This window comes from Psychrobacter sp. UBA3962 (assembly GCF_002385225.1).
Classification (GTDB): Bacteria; Pseudomonadota; Gammaproteobacteria; order Pseudomonadales; family Moraxellaceae; genus Psychrobacter.
In genome coordinates, this window is sequence record NZ_DGDC01000003.1 from 188,048 (window position 1) to 211,091 (window position 23,044).

Annotated in this window: 14 protein-coding genes; 5 read left to right on the forward strand and 9 right to left on the reverse strand. The window is 42.6% G+C overall.

Annotation, left to right across the window (positions count from 1 at the left end; all coding sequences use genetic code 11):
- Nucleotides 1-69 precede the first annotated feature (69 nt).
- On the reverse strand, nt 70-987 hold the full coding sequence (locus tag B3S92_RS01235) for a tetratricopeptide repeat protein (protein ID WP_296202005.1): 918 nt from the start codon (nt 985-987) through the stop codon (nt 70-72).
- A gap of 123 nt (nt 988-1,110) precedes the next feature.
- On the reverse strand, nt 1,111-3,519 hold the full coding sequence (gene mrcB / locus B3S92_RS01240) for a penicillin-binding protein 1B (protein WP_414706975.1): 2,409 nt from the start codon (nt 3,517-3,519) through the stop codon (nt 1,111-1,113).
- Between the two features lie 389 nt (nt 3,520-3,908).
- Between mrcB and B3S92_RS01245 the strand changes: the two genes are divergently transcribed.
- The gene (locus tag B3S92_RS01245) at nt 3,909-6,842 is read left to right on the forward strand and encodes a heavy metal translocating P-type ATPase (RefSeq protein WP_414706967.1); all 2,934 of its coding nucleotides are present in this window, start codon (nt 3,909-3,911) and stop codon (nt 6,840-6,842) included.
- 121 nt (nt 6,843-6,963) lie between these two features.
- Here the strand turns inward: B3S92_RS01245 and B3S92_RS01250 are convergent, their stop codons facing one another.
- Entirely contained in the window at nt 6,964-7,686 is a 723-nt protein-coding gene (locus B3S92_RS01250; protein WP_296202007.1) for a Bax inhibitor-1/YccA family protein, read from the reverse strand.
- Nucleotides 7,687-8,113: 427 nt separating this feature from the next.
- On the opposite strand from B3S92_RS01250, the gene B3S92_RS01255 reads away from it, so the two are divergent.
- Nucleotides 8,114-9,133, forward strand: coding sequence for an NAD(+) kinase (locus B3S92_RS01255; RefSeq protein WP_414706968.1), 1,020 nt, complete (start codon nt 8,114-8,116; stop codon nt 9,131-9,133).
- A 52-nt stretch (nt 9,134-9,185) separates the two neighbouring features.
- Nucleotides 9,186-9,491, forward strand: coding sequence for a YeaC family protein (locus B3S92_RS01260; RefSeq protein WP_296202009.1), 306 nt, complete (start codon nt 9,186-9,188; stop codon nt 9,489-9,491).
- Nucleotides 9,492-9,587: 96 nt separating this feature from the next.
- On the opposite strand, the gene B3S92_RS01265 is transcribed toward B3S92_RS01260, so the two are convergent.
- The 5 genes from B3S92_RS01265 to B3S92_RS01285 form a co-directional block, all read right to left on the reverse strand.
- Nucleotides 9,588-9,962 (reverse strand): HopJ type III effector protein, encoded by a 375-nt coding sequence (locus B3S92_RS01265; RefSeq protein WP_296202010.1) that lies wholly within the window; start codon nt 9,960-9,962, stop codon nt 9,588-9,590.
- A 114-nt stretch (nt 9,963-10,076) separates the two neighbouring features.
- On the reverse strand, nt 10,077-10,322 hold the full coding sequence (csrA, locus tag B3S92_RS01270; protein WP_028858219.1) for a carbon storage regulator CsrA: 246 nt from the start codon (nt 10,320-10,322) through the stop codon (nt 10,077-10,079).
- 518 nt (nt 10,323-10,840) lie between these two features.
- A complete protein-coding gene (locus B3S92_RS01275; RefSeq protein ID WP_296202011.1) occupies nt 10,841-12,124 on the reverse strand; it encodes an aspartate kinase in 1,284 nt (427 codons plus the stop codon).
- Nucleotides 12,125-12,574: 450 nt separating this feature from the next.
- A complete protein-coding gene (gene alaS / locus B3S92_RS01280; protein ID WP_414706969.1) occupies nt 12,575-15,295 on the reverse strand; it encodes an alanine--tRNA ligase in 2,721 nt (906 codons plus the stop codon).
- A 253-nt stretch (nt 15,296-15,548) separates the two neighbouring features.
- The gene (locus B3S92_RS01285) at nt 15,549-17,300 is read right to left on the reverse strand and encodes a DUF389 domain-containing protein (protein WP_296202013.1); all 1,752 of its coding nucleotides are present in this window, start codon (nt 17,298-17,300) and stop codon (nt 15,549-15,551) included.
- A 308-nt stretch (nt 17,301-17,608) separates the two neighbouring features.
- Between B3S92_RS01285 and B3S92_RS01290 the strand changes: the two genes are divergently transcribed.
- Entirely contained in the window at nt 17,609-17,797 is a 189-nt protein-coding gene (locus B3S92_RS01290) for a hypothetical protein (RefSeq protein ID WP_077451043.1), read from the forward strand.
- A 198-nt stretch (nt 17,798-17,995) separates the two neighbouring features.
- Here B3S92_RS01290 and B3S92_RS01295 read toward each other — a convergent pair whose 3' ends face one another.
- On the reverse strand, nt 17,996-19,318 hold the full coding sequence (locus B3S92_RS01295) for an MFS transporter (RefSeq protein WP_296202015.1): 1,323 nt from the start codon (nt 19,316-19,318) through the stop codon (nt 17,996-17,998).
- A gap of 267 nt (nt 19,319-19,585) precedes the next feature.
- Here B3S92_RS01295 and B3S92_RS01300 point away from each other — a divergent pair, with 267 nt between their 5' ends.
- Nucleotides 19,586-22,996, forward strand: a complete 3,411-nt coding sequence (locus tag B3S92_RS01300; RefSeq protein WP_296202017.1) for an autotransporter assembly complex protein TamA — start codon at nt 19,586-19,588, stop codon at nt 22,994-22,996.
- The last annotated feature ends 48 nt before the right edge of the window (nt 22,997-23,044 follow it).

Sequence of the window (23,044 nt, forward strand, 5' to 3'; positions counted from 1 at the left end):
TGATCCTTAGGGTAAATAAACTTTATAAAATGGTATATTTTAACGTGATACTACTTAGGTTGATAGCCTTTATCTTGAGAGGGCAGCTTTTGCTTCCTTAATGACTCGGCTGTTGCCCTGAGCCTGCCCAGCTATCAAAATAATTTGCCACAAGGCTCTTTTTCTGGCTTCAGTCTGAGCCACCACCAATCCACGACGGGCCATGGCTTCTGCCTTCAAAGGTTGGTTTTGTTTTAAGGCCACTTGGCCCAAATAGAAGTAAACTGCTGAGGATTGAGGGGCTAAGCGCTGCGCTCGGGTGAAAGTGGCTTGAGCGGCAGAGACTTGGCCTTGACGCAATTGCTCAACCCCAGTATCCATTAACTTTTGAAAAGCAGGAATAGTGCTACCATCTTGGATAGAGGTGGGTCTATTAGTCGATTTTTTTGAATTTTGACGTGCCTGCTCCAGTAAGCTTTGCTGTACTGTTTTTGCATCTGCTACGGGAGGCTTAGCTACCGGAGCTTCATTGGTGGCAATAGGGCTAGAGGGGACAGGAGAGGTGGGTCTGGTTTGGCCCACAGCATTAGGGTTATTGCTAGGAGTGCTGTCTTTAGTAGTGGCATGCTCCTCGCTACTTTCTGTGGGAGACTCTACCGAATAGGAGGGTTGGTGATGAAAACCTGACTCTTGTGCCACAGCTTCAGTATTGTCGTCCACCTCCAAAATTGGGTAGTCCTCTTCAATGCCTTGGTAAACAGGAGAAGAATCTGAAGCAGTAGTTGGATTTGGGCTGGTTTGACTGGTGGGCTGGGTCACAGTCACTGAAGAAGGGGCTGATAAGCCATCAGTACTTTGACAGCCGGTCACAGCACCTAGCATAATTATGCCAAGCGCTGAACTCGTCAGTAAGGATTTTAAGGGACTAACTTTGGCGGAACTTCTAGCCGCTGTTGCAGATGTTGCAGATGTTGTAGTTATAACAGATACTTGGGATTGCATAGACATAATTTCAATCCAAATTGGTAAGTTGGAGGCAGACCATTAAGCAAAGCCGACTCATTGATAACGATGAGTCAGCTTTGGCACTCTAAAGATTAGATGTTAAAAAAGTTAAACTCAGCGGCAAGATTAAAACCATTCTAGAGCTTTATCATACCAAGTGTCGCCTGAATTCTCACTGTTATTATTGTTTGAAGCCCCGCCTTCCTCATTTTGAGAACCCATACCGCCCTCATTATTTTCACCGTTTGAAGCGCCAGAGGGCATACCCTCTTGGACACTATCTAACTCACGACTTCGATTCAATAGCGCTTTACGTTGATCGTTGAGCCAGCGCATTTGTTGGCGTGATTGTTCTTGTTGATAAAGCTCTAAGGCGCAGTCACTGGCATCTTCCGGTAAACTCCTGGACAGTACAGGTAGGTATCTGGCGCCTGGACAGCTTTCATGAGACAGCTTACCAGTACCGTTTTCTAACCAGAGCCACTCAACACTATCAGGCTGTACCAATTCAACAGGCGTTAGACGCAAGCGGCCCATAAAGTCTTTCCATAAGGGCAGGGCGCCACTTCCGCCACTTAGACCAATAGGTTTGTTGTCATCTCGGCCGACCCAGACCACACTGACGTAGTTACCGCTGTAGCCTGCAAACCAAGCATCTCGGTAATCATTGGTGGTCCCTGTTTTACCCGCTAAATTAAGATCGCTACCTAAAGACTTCAATGAGCTTGCCGTGCCATTTCTAACCACTTCTTGCAGCGCATAGTTGGTTAGATAGTTAACATCAGGGGGGACACTGCGTTTGGTATCAAATCCAGAGCGCTGTAAAATACTGCCTCTATCATCTACTACAGTACGGATACTAATAATAGGAGTGCGGAAGCCCCCTGCTGCCACAACTTGATACATGCCCAACATGTCCATTGGACTCAGTTCGACAGAACCTAGGAATAAAGAGGGGTAAGTGGGAATTTTTTCATTGATACCCAAGCGATGCATCTGATTGACAAGGGTACCCACTCCAAACTCTACCCCGGTATTGACAGCTGCCTGGTTGTAAGACTTCGCTAGCGCCGTGGTTAAAGGCACATAACCATGATCCACCCCATCATAGTTTTTGGGTGTCCAGCTGCTACCATCAGACAGGTTCAGGGTAACAGGACTGTCATTGACCGAGCTGGCAAGATTGTACTTGCCACTTTCAAGAGCCGTCATATAGATAAAAGGCTTTAACAGGGAGCCGACTTGACGCTTGGCATCTACCGCACGGTTAAATCCAGTAAATTCACTGCCACTACCGATGGCAGCAACCAGCTCACCTGAAGCGGGATTCGCACTCAATAAGGCTGCTTGTAAAGGTTTGGTTTTACTGCTTTTTTTGCGTAGCGCTGACAGCTGCTTTTGTACCGCATTATCAGCTGCGAACTGAGCAATAGGATCTAAGGTACTAAAAACTCTTAGCCCTTCGTTCTTTAGGTCTTCCGGATGGTAGTTTGACTGCAGTTCACGTTTTACAATATCTAAAAAGTCTGGAAAACGGCTTTTACCCACACTAGGCTTTTCAACCACATCAAGCGGTTTTGCGATGGCCTCTTCATAAGTTTCTTGGTCGATTTTTCCAGTAGCTAACATATTAGCCAAGACCGTATTCCGTCTGTCTAATGCCCGCTCAGGGTTACGACGAGGGTTGTAGTAGCTGGTACCCTTCGCTAAGCCAACCAGTAGGGCTTGCTGATCAATTCGTAACTCTTTTAGCGGTTGATTAAAATAAAACTGCGCCGCTAACCCAAAGCCATTAATAGAGCGGTTGCCATTTTGACCTAAGTTAATCTCATTCAAATAGGTTTGTAAAATCTCATCTTTGCTGTAGTGCATCTCTAGCAATAACGCCATAACCGCTTCATTGGCTTTACGCTTTAAAGTGCGGTCTGAGCTAAGGTAGAAGTTTTTAACCAACTGCTGAGTGATGGTCGAGCCACCCTGCATAGAACCGCCTTGCAAGTTATTATAAAAAGCTCGGCCAATGCCTTTTAAAGAGACCCCTTTATGCTGATAAAACCCTCTATCCTCAGTAGAGATTAAGGCATCAATAAGCGGCTGTGGAATTTCAGAGATCGGTAGTACGATACGATCTTCATTATTGTCTGGATAAATACCGCCAATAGTTACTGGCTCAATGCGCACAATTCCGGTATCACTAGGTTGGGTACTTTGAATGCTAGTGATCTTTGAGTCTTGAATTTTGATCTTGATAACCTGTTCAGGATCAACATCACTGGTGCTATACTGGAAGCCCCGAGTATGAATCACATACTGACCAGAGGATTTATTATAAGTACCGGTACGATCATAGTTTGAGCTGGATTTGTAGTTCAGCATCTCTAACCACGAGTCTAAATTTTTGGTGGTTAGGGTAGCACCTTGGTAGAGCTCAAGAGGTTGAGAATAGACTTTGGCAGGGATATTCCAGCGCTTACCTTCAAATTTAGCGGTAATGACTCTATCTTGCTTAATTAAATACATAGCAAGAATCACCATACCGACAATGATGATAATCAGTAATAGAAAACCAAGCACTGAGCCTCTTTGTTGTTCAGGATTTGGCGTCTTGCCTTTGAAGGTATTTAAAGAGGAGGCTGATGATTTAGAAATGGGAGATTTTGCTAAAGAAGGTTTATGATGCACGATAGTTTTACCAACATAAAAAAGACCTGATTATAATGACGGAAAACCGCCTTTTTTTCAATGTAAATGCTATTTAATACTCGGCTATTGTGCTTTAAAACTAGGTTTTCACTGCTTTTCCATAACCCAGCTCAAAAATGGATTAAATATTAATTGCTTATATTCAGATAACAGTGCTTAGTTGTTAAGACCTGATACAATAGACAGTATCTTTCCTGCGACAATTTGTTGTGAATAATGTTATGACCCATCCTAAAAATAGTTCTATCCAGCCTACCCATTCTAGTACCAGTAGCTCCACTAATTCAGCCTATTCTGACAGTAAGCCAGAAACAGGGTTGAGCCAGCAGATGCCCCTTAACTATTTGGCCGAGGACATTGATAATTTAATACTGCCTCCTGATGGGTGCTGCTTTCATTGTGCTGAGCCTGTGCCAGAGCCTCCGTTTACCGCTCATATCCTAGGTGAAGATCGATTGATGTGCTGTATGGGCTGTCAATTGGCCGCTGAAAGTATTGTTGAGGCAGGGCTTGAACAGTATTATCTTGATCGCTCAGAAATCAACCGCACGGCAAGCATGCCAACAGAGCTAGAGCGCTTAAGAGCTTATGACCATGAGGACATTCAAGCTCAATTTGTCTATGCCGCTGATGGGAAGTCGGTGGCTGAGCTTTCAGTAAATAACCTACGCTGTGCTGCTTGTACTTGGCTAATTGAAACCCGGTTGTATGAAATGCCTGGGGTCGATAAATGTCAGGTGAACTTAACCAATCAGCGGATGCGAGTGATTTGGGATGAGGACAAACTGCCTATTAGTGATATTTTGGCCACTATTAACCAAATAGGCTATGACGCCAAGCCGTATCGTCAAGATACCCATGAGGCGATGCTAGAGCGTAACAATAAAAAGATGATGATTCGTCTAGGCATTGCTGCCCTTGGGGCCATGCAAGCTATGATGTTCGCGGTTGGCATGTATTTTGGTAACTACACCAGCTTTAGTGGGATGTTGGTTGAACAAAGGGATTTTCTACGCTGGGTATCGCTGTTCGTTAGTATTCCTGTCTTTTTTTACTGTGCAGTGCCATTTTTTACCTCAGCTTGGTCGGCAATAAAAATCCGTCAGGTGAATATGGATGTGCCGGTCAGTATTGCTTTAATAGTGACCTTCTTTGCCAGTTTATATGCCACCATATCCGGAACAGGTGAGACCTATTACGATTCCGTCAGTATGTTTGTGTTCTTCTTATTGGCAGGGCGTTATATCGAGCATAATGCGCGGCTCAAAGCGGCTAATATGGCCAATGACTTGGTGGTGGTTGAGCCCACCTTGGTACAACGCTTGGGCAATGAATCGGCGCTAATACAGCAGATAGATCAGGCCAATATCACTCCCAATCAGTCGATAGAACAAAAAATTGAAACGGCCGAACATCCTTTGGTATTAACGGATGCTGAGCATCAGAAGCTGGAACAATTAGGTGAACTGATCCATGCTGCAAAACGTAGCAAGCAGTCTGAACAGCAGGAGGCACTACAAGTAGAAGGACAAGCCACTCAAAAGCAGAGTATCGTAACTGATGACGCAAGCTTAAGCTCACAACCACAAAAATATGAAACAGTAACCGCTCATACCCTAAATATCGGCGACGTGATTATGATTGAGGCGGGGAGTGAGGTGGTTGCGGACGGTATATTGTGTAGTGAAATCGCGACCGTATCACAAAGCCTGTTAACCGGGGAGAGCTTACTGATAGTTAAGCACAGAGGCGATAGAGTCATTGGTGGGTCGCAGAATGACAGTCAGCCTTTTGTGATGATCGTAACTGAACTACCCGAGAACAGCCAGATTGCTCTGATTGATCGGCTGATGAACCGAGCTCTGAGTGAAAAGCCGAAAGTGGCTGAGCAAGCGGATAAATGGGCACGTTGGTTTGTAGCCAGAATTCTGGTATTGGCCGTGTTTGTCTTTATTGCTTGGTACTTCGTTGATCCCTCTCAGGCGCTTTGGGCCACTGTCGCGGTATTAGTGGCGACTTGTCCTTGTGCTTTATCGCTGGCTACTCCGATTGCCTTAACGGTTTCAACCAATAGGCTGGCAAGTTATGGTTTCTTAACCACGCGGGGTCATACCATTCAAACTTTAGCCGAAGTTACTCATGTGGCTTTTGATAAAACGGGTACCTTGACCTATGGTAAGCCCAATCTGCTATATATTGAGCCACTTCAGTCCCTTGTTGAGTCAGAGAATGCCGAGCAAAATTCAGCGACGCGTATGGATCAAGAACAGCTGTTGGCCATTGCTGCCGCTTTAGAAGTAGGCAGTCGTCACCCTATAGCCAGTGCGTTGCTTGATGCTGCTTACCAGCTTCATTTGCCGGCTGTGACCGAGCTGGTCCATCATACTGCTGGCGGTGTTGAGGCTGTGGTCAGTGATATCGGAGGCGGTTATAAATACCGTTTGGGTCATGTTGACTTTGCCTTAAATCATACAGATTTAGACTCAGTGGCTGCTAAAGACAAGCCACAAATACAGCTACAAAAACATAATGCCAGTACTGCGGTAATGTTGACTCGATGTCGCCTGGCTGCAGAGGGTGAGACGGCGAGTGAAGTTTGGGAGCCTATGGCCCTGTACTATTTCAATGACAGCGTTAGAGAAGGGGTGGCAGAGATGATCGCTGCCTTGCAAGCTGAGAATATTGAAACAGTAATCTTGACCGGAGACCCTAGTGAGCATGCCCAAACTGTGGCCAAAGAGTTGGGGGTTGATAAGGTTTACTTCGGCTTATCACCAAGTGATAAAGTCGACCATATCAAAGAATTACAACAGCAAGGTCATGTGGTGATGATGGTTGGGGACGGTATTAACGATGCCCCAGTATTGGCCGCCGCAAATATCTCAACTGCCATTGCCGGTGCTGCTGATCTGGCTCAGGTCTCAAGTGACAGTGTCATCTTAAACGGCAAAGTGCCAGCAGTATATGATGCGAAGCGTGTGGCGGATAAAGCACAGCATATTATTAAACAAAACTTACGTTGGGCACTTACCTATAACTCAGTGGTGCTACTGCCTGCAGCTTTTGGCTATGTGCCCCCTTGGTTGGCAGCCATTGGTATGTCACTAAGCTCACTGGTTGTGGTATTAAATGCCTTACGCCTAAAAAGAGCTTAGAATAAAACAATACTGATGAAAGTTGATGAATAAAGCTAAATAGAGACATAAAAAAGGGGTTCCAATTGGAACCCCTTTTTTTGATAAGTTGATAAGATAGTTAGTTTTAAACTTAGACCGTTTAGTCTTGGAAGTGGCTTAATAAGCGCATGAATTCGAAGTACATCCAAACCAGAGTGGCTAAGATACCGATACCGAATACCCATTCATAGTCTTCTGATACGCCGGCGGCTACAGCACGCTCAACGTTATCGAAATCAAGCAGCAAGCTAAATGAGGCGATTACCACAACAAATAAGCTAAAGCCAATGGCTACTAGGCCACCAGTTTGGAATAAGAAAGGTAGAGAGGAGCCAAATAGAACGAAGCCCCACTGCACAATATAAATTAGCAGGATAGCAAAAATAGCGGACATCATGATTGAGCGGAATTTTTCATTTACCTTGATCATGCCAGAGCGATAAAGTCCTAACATTACTGCAGCGGTAACGAAGGTAGCAGCTAGGGCGTTAGCGGGAATGCTAGGGTCAATGCCCATAAACATAATCGACACGCCGCCTAAAAACAGGCCTTCTAAGATGGCATACGGAGCTGCTAAAGATTTGGCTTTTTGAGGTTTAAAAGTAATAAACAATGCCAAACCAAAAGCGGCAAACATACTGCCAAAGGTGACCATCTGAGCCATACCACCGCTGATGCCACCACTGATAATGAAGAAGAAAAAGCCCAAAGCGGCAACAGCGCTTAGACCTAATAAGAAGCTGGTTTTATGCACAACGCCCTTAACGGTCATTGATTTGCCGCCAACGGCAAGTTCTGTACGACTGACAATAGGGTTTGCCATATTGATTTATTCCTTTAGTATTTAGTTATGAATATATTAGCTATTCACAAGTTACCTAGATTTTTTTCTAAAACTTAATTTTAGCTTCAATTTATTACGGTTAGTTATCGGCTATGATAACGTACTTCTGCAAGTGAGGTAAAGTTATCTTACTTGAGGCTAAAGTTAACTCAAATCAGGAAAAAATGTGAACACATTTAAATAGTTAATGGTTACGATTGAGCGAGTTTTCAATATCGACTTTTTTTATTGTACTGAGTGCAACGGTTCTCAAGTGGCTTTTCATCGAAGCTCTTAGTGAGAATTGGACAATAGGTTAATGCAGTGAATCTGATAATGTGGTACGCTTAGCCACTCTATTTAAAGCGATACAAACTGCTAGTAAGCCTATTAAACTTTGAATAACTTAATAAATTATCAAAATTAAATGACCTATTTGATGAAGCTTAAGCCTATGGAAAGCTCCGCGCAGTCCGATAAGCTCCCACACTTATCAGATTCTCCTCATTTTCATTCTATAAAAAACCCCGCTTTTAGACGCATAGGCTTGATGGGTCGTGCTCGTAAAAGAGGGGTAATCACTACCATCCATGAGATTGGTCAACGTATTAATGAGATGGGGTTGAGTCTTTATGTGGATTCAGAAACCGCCACTTTGCCTGATCTTGAGCTTGAGAAGCTGAACCAGTTACAGATAGTTAAACGTAGTTTGCTGGGTGAGATTTGTGACTTGGTAATTGTGGTAGGAGGGGATGGATCCATTCTTCATGCTGCCCAAGCTTTAGCTCGCTACCGGGTGCCCGTATTGGGTGTAAACCGAGGTAGATTAGGGTTCTTAACAGATGTGAATCCTGATGAGGTCGGAGTTAAATTACAGCAAGTGCTGATGGGCGATTATCAATTGGATCAAAGATTCTTATTGATGATGGAGATTCAAGAGAATCATGAGATTATCCATCAAGATATGGCCCTAAACGATGTGGTATTGCACGCTGGTAAATCAGTACACATGATAGATTTTCAATTAAAGATTGATGGTCTAGATGTCTATCGTCAACACAGCGATGGTCTCATTGTGGCTACGCCCACAGGTTCAACTGCTTATGCCTTGTCCGGAGGCGGCCCTATTATTCACCCTAGTTTGGATGCGATTTGCTTAGTGCCTATGCATCCGCATACCTTATCGAGTCGTCCTATCGTGGTGAGCGATAAAAGTGAGATCATGATTCGAATCCATAAGGACAATCGTACTCAGCCGATGGTAAGTGCGGATGGGAAGCCTAGTATTGCTCTAGAGCAGCATCACAGATTATTTATTCGTAAGCATCCTGATAAGTTAACTTTATTACACCCTCCAGGTTTTGATTTTTATGAAGCATGTCGTACTAAGCTAAACTGGAACGTACATGCTGAAGAGTTTGCTTTAGATGGTGAAGAGGATTTATAGTCACTAAGTAGTATAAACTTTAGCTTTGTTGGTATTAAATGTGAGGTATTACATGAATAAAGAAGATGTATTGGCAGCAATGACTCCTGAATTAGTGGCTTCTTTTAGAACAGCAATTGAGTTGGGCAAATGGCCTGATGGCAATAAGCTAACCCCAGAGCAACGTGAGACTTGCATGCAAGCAGTGATGATTTGGGAGCACGAAAATCTGCCACCTCAAGAGCGTGTGGGCTACATTCATAAGCCTGTGAAAAAAGATGGCACTGTGGTGGGTGAGGAGTGTGATGTAGAGCATGAGCATCATTATCCCAATATGCCAAATTCTAAAGGGGATATTCAGCCGGTCAAGTTCCGCTAAGTTATCATAGCTATCTTCAATAGATAAAACAGAAATTCAAAGCAAAAAAAAGACTAACCTAGGTTAGTCTTTTTTTATTGCCAGATAATAAGGCAACTAGAGATTTTTTACATCAACCTCTGGACGAGGGGTTAATGGGTTTTTTTCCATTAAAAAGGCATTCCAACCCCAATGTAGAAAGTTACGGATATTAGCGTGATCCGTACCATTTGGAGTGGCCAGTACCGACTGGTAATGCTCACCAAACAACTTTAGGGTATCCACTTTATTTAAGCCATGATGTTTGGCAAAACCAAAAATCTTAGCACTGCCTTCATTGACACCAGGGTCATTAACGCTATCGCCATTGCTAAATTTAACAGGGGTATAACGATAAAAATCGTCGATAAAATTAATGACATCATTAAAGCCGATGGCTTTTTTATCTAGTCCGTTTAGTAGTGCAGATACGTCAGAATGTCGGATACTCATAATGGCCTCATTATTAAATCAGAACTGATTATTAGCTACTAATATTTATTATATTGTCAAAGGCATCCTCATAAAACGGATGCCTTCTTAGAACAATACGTTAAAAATGATTAGTTATCTATTAAAAAAGTCGTCATCGTCAAATGAGGTAGGGAAGTTGCTTTGCTCTAAATGCTGCATTTGAGACTGCATTGCCCGTTCATGCTGAATACGTTGATAAATCTCTTCACGATGCACGGCAATATCTTTTGGTGCATTTACGCCAATACGAACTTGATTGCCTTTCACACCCAAAACAGTGACACTTACCTCGTCACCAACCATTAAAGTTTCACCAACACGGCGAGTTAAAATTAACATGCGTCACACTCCTTATGTCGCAATTGAAAAAATTGGCAAATGCCAAATGATGAAATAGTCATAACGCTGCCCATTAAGTTTGCCCTTTAAGAAAGGCGACTTTGATTGTCCAACGCTATTTTGAAGTTATTCACTAAATTTAAGAGTATCCAATTAAATAATGGAATGCCTAAAATATAGCTAACCAACAATCAACTTTTCAAGGGAATATAAAGTGTTCAAAATAGCATTGCTATTGCTGATATATTTGCCCTAAGGATCAGATATCCTTTTAATTACACCAGCATAGACCATATTCGAACAGAACATTATAAGACTTTATAGCGGTACTGTCATTAATATTCACTATTTTTAACATACAGTCCGCTTTTTAAGCCCTATATAAATTAAAAGAGCCCGAAGACTCTTTTAACATAGCAAATTCCGTCAATAAAATTCCAGCTAATTAATGTGAAATTAAATTACCTGTTATAAACCTTATTACCTGTCTTGCTATTTAGCTAGCCAGGGAGTAAAGGTTATAGTCCAGCAACTTTACTTTCACCATCAGCGCGGTCTAAACCGAATGCTGTATGTAGAGACTTAACTGCTTTTTCTAAGTGTTGTTCTTTGATCAAAACAGAGATTTTGATTTCACTGGTAGAAATCATTTGGATGTTGATGTTGTTCTCAGCCAATACTTGGAACATTTTGCTCGCCACGCCAGCATGTGAGCGCATACCCACACCTACTAAAGATACTTTAACCACATCTGTATTGCCATGAATTTCTTTGGCATCGATATCTTGTTTAATGTTTTCTAAGATTTTTACTGCTTTATCAAAGTCAGGACGATTCACAGTAAAGCTGAAGTCAGTTAAACCTTGATCTGATAGGTTTTGTAAAATCATATCAATTTCGATATTAGCATCGCTAATAGGGGTCAAAATTGAAGAGGCAACGCCAGGATGATCAGGCACACCACGTACCACAATCTTTGCTTCGTCTCTGTTAAATGCGATACCTGAAATGACCGGCTGTTCCATGTCGTCTCCTTCGTCTACTGTAATCAGTGTGCCAACATTTTGGCGGAATTCTTCATCAAAGCTGCCGTCTTGACCTTCATCAAAACTAGACAGAACTCTTAAAGGTACTTGGTATTTACCAGCGAACTCAACAGCACGAATTTGTAATACTTTCGAGCCTAAGCTGGCCATTTCTAGCATTTCTTCAAAAGTGATTTTATCAAGCTTACGTGCTTTGGCGGTAACACGTGGGTCGGTGGTATAGACCCCGTCAACATCCGTGTAAATTTGACATTCATCAGCGCCTAAAGCAGCAGCAAGGGCTACCCCTGTAGTATCTGAACCGCCACGGCCTAAAGTGGTGATATTGCCCTCAGCATCAACACCCTGGAAGCCTGCAACCACTACCACATTACCTGCATCAAGCTGTGCCTGAATTTTCTCAGCATCAATGGCTTCGATACGGGCTTTATTGTGTTTGTTATCAGTACGAATGGCGACTTGACCACCGGTAAAAGAGCGGGCGCCAATACCAAGCTCTTTGATAGCCATAGATAACAAGGAGATAGAAACTTGCTCACCCGTAGAGACCATTTGGTCGTATTCACGAGGATCTGGAGTGCTGCTGATTTGATTGGCAAGGTCGATTAATCGGTTAGTCTCACCGCTCATGGCTGATACGACAACGATTACTTGATGTCCATGGTCATGCCAGCGCTTAATTCGCTTTGCAACATTTTTGATACGGTCGATACTGCCCATCGACGTACCACCATATTTTTGTACAATCAATGCCATGTGAAACCCTTTGAATTGAAAGTTTGGTTTTCACCATTATCTCTACTACTATCGCCCAAACTTATGCCTTAGATGAGCAACGCTGTTGATATACAGTCACTACGGCATAAGTAGTAAGAGAAAATAATAATAAAAAACGGTAATCCCTTGGTTTATTTGAATTTGTCTGTACGTGTAATGAGATTGATAACCCTGATAGAGACATCTAACCATTTGCTTAAATGAATCTGTTTTAATCGTCAAAAAAACTATTCAGACAAACGTACTTTATATCACAACAGAGCGTTACCATCAAAGAAAGCCGGAAAATTAATGATGGTAAATAGTTATGGGTAACTAAACTTATTGCAATATTCAATATTTATTCAATTTAATGTGTCAATTGGGTCAGCCATACGAGCTGACCCAAGAAGATAATAAAAATATAAATAGAGACTATAAAATGTTAGGTTATTGGCTTAGTTGGTCTGCTAACCAAGTGGGCAACTGGGCCATAACAGAGGCCAGCTTATCACTATTAGGAGCGCCGCCTTGAGCATAATCAGGCTTACCACCACCTTTTCCACCAAGCTCAGTCGCCAAGTGACGAATGATATCACCAGCTTTAATATCAGCAGTTAAAGATTTACTTACCGAAGCAGCTAAGGCCAGTTGATCACCTTTTTCACCCACCAACACAATGATGGTGTCTTGAAGTTTGGACTTCATATCGTCGATCAATCCGCGCATCGCTTTGCCGTCAATACCGTCCACTTGAGCGATTAGCACTTTTTTATCGGCAATGGTTTGTACTTGATCTACTAAAGTAGCAGCTTGAGCACTGGCGATTTTTTGATTCAGGCGCTCAATTTCTTTTTCCAGTTCACGCTGTTTGTCCGCCATGGTTTGTACTCGGTCAGCCACTTCTGGTCGTTTTGCTTTTAGCTGATTGGCTAGGGTAGTCAATTGGCTATCGGCTTGCTGTACATAACGTAGCGCGCCCATACCGGTTAAAGCTTCAATACGGCGAACACCTGCAGCAATACCTGACTCTGAAGTGATTTTAAATAGACCAATGTCCCCAGTGCGTTTCACGTGTAGGCCACCACAAAGCTCGATAGAGAAGGGCTTTTCAATGCCATCTTCAATTTCGCTGGTACCCATGGTCAATACGCGAACGGTTTCTCCGTATTTTTCACCAAATAAAGCCGCTGCGCCTTTGGCCATAGCTTCATCGATTTTCATGTGCTCAATTTGTGTTTCAACGTTGGCTTGGATTTGCTCATTCACTAAGCGTTCGATAGTAGCCAAATCTTTTGCTGACACTGCATTGTCGTAAGAGAAGTCAAAACGCAGAACTTCGCTGCTAACCAACGAGCCCTTTTGCGAGACTTTATCCCCCAGTACTTTGCGTAAAGCGGCATGTAATAAGTGAGTGGCCGAGTGGTTTCTGGCACTGGCTGAGCGAATGGCAGAAACAACTTGGGCTTCAGCAGTTTGTTTGGTATTTAAGCTGCCCATATTGACCACACCATGATGGATAATGGCTTGACCCGATTTCTTAGTGTCTTCTACATTAAAAACACCTGAACTGGTACGGATTTCGCCCATCTCACCTACTTGACCACCGCCTTCAGCATAAAAGGGAGTGCGGTCTAATACGATAACACCTTCGTCACCTTCGCTTAGCTCGTCAACTTCCTTACCATCTTGATATAAGCCAATGATATTAACTTGAGTCTCATCTAGCTTCTCATAACCGACGAATTCAGTTGGGGTTTCAACTTTGATGGCAGCTGAGTAATCGACGTCAAATTTACCCGCATCACGCGCGCGTTGACGCTGAATGTTCATTTGCTCATCAAAACCTGCTTCATCAATACTGATGCCACGCTCACGGGTAATATCAGCGGTTAAATCTACTGGGAAGCCATAGGTATCGTATAGTTTGAACGCAGCTTCTCCAGACAATACATCGCCCGATTTTAAGCTGCTTAATTCGCTGTCTAATAGACGTAACCCTTGAGCTAGGGTTTTGGCAAACTGAACTTCTTCTTTTTCGATAGCTGATTCAATGAAAGCTTGTTTTTCAACCAATTGAGGATAAGCTTCGCCCATCTCGGCTACTAACGGTGCTACCATCTTATAGAAGAAGCTGTCTTCAGCCCCTAATTTATTACCATGTCTTACTGCACGGCGAATGATACGGCGCAGCACATAGCCACGGCCTTCATTACTTGGCAATACACCATCGGCAATTAGGAAGCTTACCGCACGGATGTGATCAGCAATTACTTTTAATGAAGCTTGGTCTTCATTTTTAATGCCAAGCAAGTCCGCAGCACTATTGATTAAATTAACGAATAGGTCGATTTCATAGTTACTGTGTACGCCTTGCAAGATAGCACTGATACGCTCAAGCCCCATACCGGTATCTACGCTTGGTGCAGGTAAAGGCTCCATGGTGCCATCAGGCTGACGGTTGAACTGCATGAAAACACAGTTCCAAACTTCAATATAGCGGTCGCCATCTTCTTCTGGTGTCCCTGGCAGACCTCCTTCTACGTGCGCACCATGATCATAGAAGACCTCCGAACAAGGTCCACAAGGACCTGTATCGCCCATAGCCCAGAAGTTATCTGAAGCGTAAGGAGCGCCTTTGTTGTCCCCAATACGAATAATGCGATCAGCTGGCAGGCCAATGTCTTTGTGCCAGATATCAAAAGCTTCATCATCGGTCTCGTAGATGGTGACATACAGACGATCAGCATCTAAAGCCAACCATTCTGCTGAGGTTAAAAACTCCCAAGCATATGCAATGGCAGATTTTTTGAAATAATCACCAAAAGAGAAGTTACCTAACATTTCAAAGAAAGTATGGTGGCGAGCGGTATAGCCCACATTATCTAAATCGTTGTGTTTACCCCCAGCACGCACACATTTTTGCGAAGTAACGGCGCGACTGTAATCTCGCTTATCTATACCTAAAAAGCAGTCTTTAAACTGGTTCATACCCGCGTTAGTGAACAATAAAGTGGGATCGTTATAAGGCACTAAGCTTGATGAAGGGACATGAGTGTGCTCTTTACTCACGAAGAAATCGATAAAAGATTTACGCAGCTCGGCTGTGCTTAAGAATTTGCTTGAAGCAGGGGATACTGAATTTGATGATGTGGGCGCAGACTGAGTCACATGAACTCCTTAAAGAATGGCTGATAAGCTAAAGGTTTATTAATGATGAAAATAAAATAGGTTGCAATAAAAATCAGATTTTATAGCCGTCAAACATGCTACGAATTTATTGTAAATGTGCAGCTATAAATAATTGGGTCAAAGTTTAGCATATTTATAGCGAAAACATGACTATTCACTTCATATAGTGTCACTATGGGACGTAACTTTAATGCAATTAACCGTTGTTATTCATAGGTTATTGGTAAGCCTATTATTCATTGGCTAAGATGGCAGCATCGGTCTTGTCAATTTCATCTTTATGATACGGGCTTGATTCAATAACAATGACGGGTATATATCTTAGTTGTAGGCGTACTGGCTGATATTTGGGGTACTCTTGCTCAATGGTTTTATTGATTTGTTGTTCTAGATACCTAGCCTCGTCAGAAGAGGGTCGCGTCTCTCCACGTATCACGGCTCTGACGGTTTGATAGTCTTCTCTTGGCACAAATTGAGTGGTGGTTAACGCGTTACCTTTATCGATGAAATAGTCGTTAAGACTTTCCTTCACCTCGTTTTCAAACTTTTGCTTCTTAGTAATGGTATTAAAGTTATAGGTTAAATAAGCGCCAATACCTACTAGCAACATCAGCGGGACAGCGTTGCGACGAAAAAAAGCGACTATGGGGCTGCTTTTATAGTCATCTTCAACCAAACGCCGAAAACCGGCCGACCACAGAACCAACGCATTGGTAAACTGAATGGCAATAATGTTGGTTAGCGCTAACAATAAGGCGCCAAATCCCAATGAACTCTCACCATGAGCAAACAGTATCCCACTAGCAGCTAAAGGGGGAACCAAGGCTGTGGCTACCGCGACTCCGACCACTGCAACAGAGAGTTGAGGGGAGATCATGGCGTAGGCACCAGCAGTTCCGCCTGCCAATGCAATCATTAAATCCATAGAGGTAGGTTGGGTACGAGATAAGATCTCATTGGTAAGCGGCGAGTCTTGGTGCATCCAGCCCACGATAAAGCCGATGGCCACCACCATTGTCGCCCCAGCAAGCACTGTCAGTAATGACTTGCGTAAAAAAGGGATACGATAGTCAATAATAGCCAGTGCTGCCCCACTAATAGGCCCAAGCATCATTGCGACCAACATAGCCCCGATTACCACAGCAGCCGAGTTGACAACCAAGCCATAGCTGGCAATGATTGCTGATAACGCATTCATAATAAAATACATGCGACTGGGCAGGGCATTGGCTTCAATATCTACCCGAACACCAGGGTAATCAATTTTTACTTTGCTTTTTTGTTCAGCCAAAAATTGCTTATAAGATTCCAGCTGCGACTCTTTTTTAATTTTTTGTTTTTCATCTTCGCTAAGCTCTTCATCTTTATCCTTATCCTCACCATCCTCTTCGCTATCTTTGGCTATATGCTCTTCATACTGGGAAAGAGGTTCAGCCTCATCGACCAAAGAGCTTTGTTCTTCATTTAAGCTCTGCTTCTCTGGTTCAGCTTGTTTCTGCTCATCAGGTATAAGGTCTGCGCTATCTTTTATTGATGACTCTGCTTCTGAAGTCTTATCTGCAACCTCATTATGTTGATCAGCATTTACTTTATTTTGATTGTCTAGAGGTAAATCAACTACCTCTGAACCATCTGAATCAGCTGCTTGATTTTGGTAGGCTTTGGCGTGAATGGGATTGGCTTCTTGTTTGGCTAAGTAGTCTAGTTGTTCTTTTTTTAGAGCTTGCTCATCTGCCTTATGGTTTTGCTGTGGCTCATCTGCTACTGATGATGAAGTGGATTCAGAATTTTCCTCTTCACAAATGGCCACAGCCAGATCCATTAAAGGGGCGTTAATGTAATCTGCATCTATAATAATAAAAGGGCAGTGACGGTGTATTTTTTTATTGGGGACGGTGGTAAATAAGCTCTGGGTTAAATCAAAAGTTGCAACCTTAGGAATAAACTGAAAATAGGGCACTGGAATGTAGGAAGCATGCGGCATGAATTAACCTGTATTAAGCCAATAAAAACTAAGTTAATAAAAATAATGATTAAAGCTTAATTGTAGATGAATAAAGATGAATAAAATAAAGTTGCAGTAAAGCTAATTAAGCCAAATTAGGCTTATTTATTGCTATAAAGGCAGCTTCTTTGAGTATATCACTTAAGCGGCTGATGGTCTTTATAATAGGGCGACTGGCGGTGTGATAAAATTTTTTGTAAAAACCCTTAAAGAATCTAAGGATTTAGTGTATAACTATAGTTATTAATTATTAACTGGTAATCTTTTTTTTAAGTGAGGAATTAATTATGAACTGGCAACTACTTAGTATGATATGGGGTATGGCAGCAACTGTTCTTATCGGCGTCTTTATGATTGTCGCTTTGGTGGTTGGTTTCGATGATATCCCTCATATTATTAGTGCTGCTGTGGTAGGGGCTCTAGTGGCTATTCCAATCTCAGTGGTGGTGACTAAGAAAGTCAATCGTATTAGCTAATTTGACGATTCGATTATATTTCTTTGTATCTGTCTTTGTATATAAATGAGCTATTTATAAATTAACATCGTTATGAATATAGCTTGTCTTTAAAACTGTCAGTTTAAGGGTTTGATAATTTAATAAAAATAAAATAGACCGTAAAATAAAAAAGCCAACTTCATGAAGTTGGCTTTTTGTTTTTTGATATTCAAAACGCTACATAATCAACGCATCTTGCTGAATCTGCATGGTGTCTTTATATCTTTTTAGTTTAGAATATAAAAATACGCCAAACACTATATTCAGCACTCCTGTTACCAAAAACAGCTGAGGTAAGGAGAGTTTTAGTAAGTTAAGGATGACAATGGCAAAGATAGCGGATGTCACCATAAATATGGCGTTAAAAATATTATTGGCGCCGATGACCCGTGCCCTATGACTAATGGGCGAGTAAGCCTGCATAGCTGCATATAAAGGCACAATATAAAGACCGCCACTAAAGCCTAAGAAGAAAAGGTCCGCAAAAACACGCCAGCTGCCACTTATCTGGGACAGCTCACTAATGCCTAGCAGGGCACTTGAGTTAATATTTAGAGCAGAAAGTGAGAAATATAAATCAATGGCAAAAATACTTAGCCCAGCAATACCAAAAGGCAGTAGTTTAAAACTGACCTGGTTTTTGGTTAAAGTTTTACAAATTAAAGAGCCTGCTGAGACACCGACAGAGAATAGAGTTAGTAAAAAGATAACTACCGATTCATTACCATTTAATATAACTTTACTAAACTCGGGAGTCTGAGTTAAAAAAGTGGCGCCATAGAACCAAAACCAACTGTTACCAAGGATGATAAAGAATAGTAGAGGTAAGGAGTATAGATACTTAATGGTATCCATACTGGTGCTAAAGATATTCCAGTTGATTTTCATATCCGGTTCAACGGCTGGCGTGTGGGGAACGAACTTACTAGAAAGTAAGCCTAACCCTGCAATGAGAAGCGCCATGGCACTGACCCAATACAAGTGGTTGTCTAACTGGGTAAACACACCAGCTACTATCATACCCAGTAGAATAGACAAAGAGGTGCCTGTTTGGAAAAGCGCGTTGGCACCGACTAATTCATCTTTATGCATCGCTTGGGGTAGATAGGCGTATTTGATAGGACCAAAAAAAGTAGACTGGGCGCCTAACAAGAACAAAGCCACAAATAATAACCAGTATATTTCGAATATAAGGCCAAATGCAGCCAATACCATGATGACGATCTCTAAGACTTTAATATAAACCGTCAGCTTGGATTTTTCATATTTATCAGCCAGCTGACCGGCCAAGGCTGAAAATAGGAAAAAAGGTAAAATAAATAACATGGCCGCTAAGTTATTCAGTAAACTAACTGATGACCCTAGTTTTGCAGCGGCACTATAGGTCAGTAGTAGCAATAAAGCTTGTTTAAAAAAGTTGTCGTTAAAAGCCCCCAAGAATTGAGTAAAGAACATCGGGGTGAAACGACGACTACGGAACAGTGTGAATTGTGATGCCATAAACCGGCTTCCTAATATAATGTTAATGCCATTTAATTGTTATGGTTTTTTACAGCTCGATTAAACGTAGCAAAGTTTGATTTAACGCCAAACTTGGCTAAGTATTTTAAAATAAGCCTTCTAAAATATGCTGAGTCAGCAAGTATAATAGCCACAATTTATCACAACTAAATTAAATTTGTTTTTTTGGTTGGTTAAAATCGCATTTGCAGAGAGACAACTTAAACGTTAATCTTTCGCTAATAGAACTACTTATAGCAAGTTAATATGGATAAGAGAGCAGCAATGCCGAATTTAGACGCTTCTTTGTTGTTGACTAAGCAGTCAACTGATACTCAGTTTTCTCAGGGTCATTTCTTTGACAGTCGCTGCGGAGGTCGAAAGTTGCCTTTTCGTCCCTCTAAACTTGCGTGTGGATTATCAGTATGTTTGATGGCTCAAGCTTTTATGGCAACAGCAGCCCATGCTATTGAGCCGACTAAGCCTGAAGGGTTGACTAAGGACAGTCAGTCGTACGATCCCAACCTAGGCAGATCTCAAATACAGTCGCAAGATGAATTAGAAGAAGCGCTTATTGCACTTAAACTAAAAAGAGCAGTTGAGCAAGGGATGATTGATCCCAGTGTGCTTGAAGATTATCAGCGCGAAACGCTTAACTCTCCTGTGCCCCGACCTGGAGCGCAGAGTCAAGTTGACAGGGTAGCTAGTAGCCAAGAGACCCCCAACCGTGAAGCGAATGAGAGCAGTGAGGCTATCTTTGATAGGGTCTTTTCTGACAGACGCTTACACACCAATGAAGATGCCGGTAACCGCTTGGCCAATGCACCAGTTATGCAATCTCCACAGCAGATTGAACAGGCCTTATCGCAAATTACCCCCCAAGTTTCTCGCGATTTTAATAAACCCGTGGCTCGCTTAGACGCCACAGAGCCTCCTTTAGGCTTTGATACTGCCTTAGATGCTTCGGCTCAGATTAACCCCTCTAATAAAGAGACTTTAGGTATTATTGATGAGGGAGTTACTGAGGAGCAATTAGAGGGTACCAAGCCAGTATATGAGGCAAAGGACGTTACGGTTAATCCTGATAGCGAACAGGCAAAGTCGGCGGAGAATGCTGCGCATCAAGCGGTTAAAAACACCGCTATCGGTAAGGTTGATAATAAAGTTAAAAACACTGATACAGAAATCACTGATAACGTGGTGGCTGAGGCACAACAAAACGGTGCTGCAGACTCAGGTATTAATCCAGACGATTATTTACCAGAGTATCAAGAGGACCCTAATAATGATTTAACAGCTACGGTTATTGAGGAGCAGTATCAAGACGAGGATGACTCTAAAGCCAAGCCTGGCTTCATCAAAGGTCTTTATAACCGTTTTTTTAATGATGGTTATGCCGCATTACCAAGAATTAAGGCCAAAATTTATTTACAACAATCACCCGCCACAGCAGGGTCTGAGCCAAAACTGGTTAAAGTCGATAAAGGTACTCAGCCAGCCACTAATATTAAAGCGGCGATGGAAAACATTACCGTTGAGTCTATCTCAGATTTCACAGCAGTTACGCCAAAGCTACATCAAGAAGCTTTAAATGCAGCTCAAGCCGTGGGCTACTATGACATTAAGCTAAGCTTTAAGCGGGTTGACTCCGATGAGATAGCGGTAATCATTGAACGTCTGGGTGATCCTGTAAGAATCAATACGTCCCCCATTATTGATATACGGGGCGGAGGCGAAGATCTGCCAGAGTTTAAAGCGATTCAAGAAGACTCACCGCTTAAAGAAGGTGAGATTTTTAACCACGGCGAATATAAACAAACCAAACAAAGAATTGAAACCACAAGAGATCAGTTTGGTTTCTTTGATGGACAGTGGCTGAATAAATCAGTCGATATTATCTTACCCGATAACACTGCAGACGTGGATTTGGTCTACGATACTGGGGAGCGTTATCATTTTGACAAAGTAGTATTCTTCACTGTGGACAAAGAGACCGGTCAGCTCACTACAGATCCTGACAAACTGCCTGTTAAAGCAGAGCTGCTGCATCAATTACATAGGTTTGAGGTGGGTGATGACTTTTATGCCCCTGATGTTACAAGATTTACTAACGACTTATCTGCCACGCGCTACTTTAACTCAGTAAACGTTGAGACCATTAGACCCAATACCACTGGGGCCACTTTGGGTTTTGAAAACGATGATGAGGAAGATATCCTAACAAACGGTGATGAAGCTCAATTAAATGGACAAGCCAATGGCCAGAACTCAGATGCCATACAGTTTGATGAAAATGGCAAGCCTTTAGATACTAAAGCCATGACTAACCCTGCTTGGGAGGATGAGTTTGCTCCCATTGAATACACAGTGGATCAAGAGACTTCGGCCAAGCTTGAGAATATCACTACAAAAGCTGAGCGGTTATCGAGATTGCCGGATGATAGGGTTTTAGATGAATCTGAAGAGAAAGCAAAAAGCTTGTTGGGTAAAATATCCAATGCGGTTAGTGATGTAGTAAAGCAAGTTTTCCCGGATGAAAGAGACCCTTATTCCGATACCAGCGCTTTGCCTGATGATTTGAGTAAGACCGTATTGGCAAATCGTAAAACCCCACAAGAGGTGGCTGAAAGTAAGTCAGTCCCTCTTTATGTTTTTGTTACCGCAGATAGGCCTAGAGATGTAGATTTAGGTATTGGTTATGGTACAGATACTGGGGTGCGAGCTGTAGCGCGTATGGAACACAATTTGATTAATCGTGATGGCTATCAAGCAGGTATTAGTGTTGGGGCCTCGAAGATTAACAAATCAGTGAACCTTCATGCCAGCCGCCCTTGGAAGCATCCGTTAGATGACACGCTTAATGCCAATATTAGTTATGAGCAAGAAACCATTAACCAAGGTGAGGGTACCTTGGATTTAGAAACCAACACCATCAAAGGTGGTGTGACCCGCAATATCCGTAATGAAGGGGGCTGGAATAGAACTTATTCGGTACGCTATCGTCAAGATCAATTAGAAAGTGGTGTGACCGGCCCTGATCGTGAAAACTTACCGGTTCCTTTTAACCGAGAAGGGGCGCAGTTTAATCAAGAAGCCTTCTTGCTGGGTTATCAGATAGACAAAACGGTTACTGACAATGTTACCAATCCGACCAAAGGTTGGCATCAATACTACTCAGTTGAAGCGGGTACTGACAGTGTGTTATCTGACACAGACATGGCCATTGCTAGAGCGGGTGTGAGCGGGGTATATAGCTTTGGGGAACAAAATAAACACCAAGTGGTAGCCAGCCTAGATGGCGGATATATTTGGGCCAAAGATTTTGAAGATGTACCTTATAAGCTTCGCTTCTTCGCTGGGGGCGATCGCAGTATTCGCGGTTATGATTACAATAGTTTGTCTGCCACCGAAAAAGGGTATTTGGTCGGGGGTCAAGTGTTGGCCGTCGGTAGCACTGAATACAACTATGAATTTAAGCCGGGCTTAAGAGGGGCAGTATTTGCCGATGTGGGGAATGCTTATGATACTAACTTTGAAGCTGACACCAAGCTAGGTTTGGGCTTTGGGGTACGTTGGGCTTCACCAGTGGGCATGGTCCGAGTTGACTTAGCAGCAGGGGTTCTAGAAGACAGCATTCCTGTGCGCCTGCACTTCTTTATTGGGTCACCCCTTCAGTAACACCCTGATCTAAATGACTGAGGGAAATAAAAGCGGCTTGTGATGTTG

Bases quoted from the DNA above. Each gene is read 5' to 3' on its own strand.
- B3S92_RS01275 (WP_296202011.1), bottom strand. From the start codon at position 12,124: ATGGCATTGATTGTACAAAAATATGGTGGTACGTCGATGGGCAGTATC.
- B3S92_RS01260 (WP_296202009.1), top strand. From the start codon at position 9,186: ATGAATAAAGAAGATGTATTGGCAGCAATGACTCCTGAATTAGTGGCT.
- B3S92_RS01235 (WP_296202005.1), bottom strand. From the start codon at position 987: ATGTCTATGCAATCCCAAGTATCTGTTATAACTACAACATCTGCAACA.
- csrA (WP_028858219.1), bottom strand. From the start codon at position 10,322: ATGTTAATTTTAACTCGCCGTGTTGGTGAAACTTTAATGGTTGGTGAC.
- B3S92_RS01245 (WP_414706967.1), top strand. From the start codon at position 3,909: ATGACCCATCCTAAAAATAGTTCTATCCAGCCTACCCATTCTAGTACC.
- B3S92_RS01290 (WP_077451043.1), top strand. From the start codon at position 17,609: ATGAACTGGCAACTACTTAGTATGATATGGGGTATGGCAGCAACTGTT.
- B3S92_RS01255 (WP_414706968.1), top strand. From the start codon at position 8,114: ATGACCTATTTGATGAAGCTTAAGCCTATGGAAAGCTCCGCGCAGTCC.
- B3S92_RS01285 (WP_296202013.1), bottom strand. From the start codon at position 17,300: ATGCCGCATGCTTCCTACATTCCAGTGCCCTATTTTCAGTTTATTCCT.
- B3S92_RS01295 (WP_296202015.1), bottom strand. From the start codon at position 19,318: ATGGCATCACAATTCACACTGTTCCGTAGTCGTCGTTTCACCCCGATG.
- B3S92_RS01300 (WP_296202017.1), top strand. From the start codon at position 19,586: ATGGATAAGAGAGCAGCAATGCCGAATTTAGACGCTTCTTTGTTGTTG.
- B3S92_RS01250 (WP_296202007.1), bottom strand. From the start codon at position 7,686: ATGGCAAACCCTATTGTCAGTCGTACAGAACTTGCCGTTGGCGGCAAA.
- B3S92_RS01265 (WP_296202010.1), bottom strand. From the start codon at position 9,962: ATGAGTATCCGACATTCTGACGTATCTGCACTACTAAACGGACTAGAT.
- mrcB (WP_414706975.1), bottom strand. From the start codon at position 3,519: ATGGTGATTCTTGCTATGTATTTAATTAAGCAAGATAGAGTCATTACC.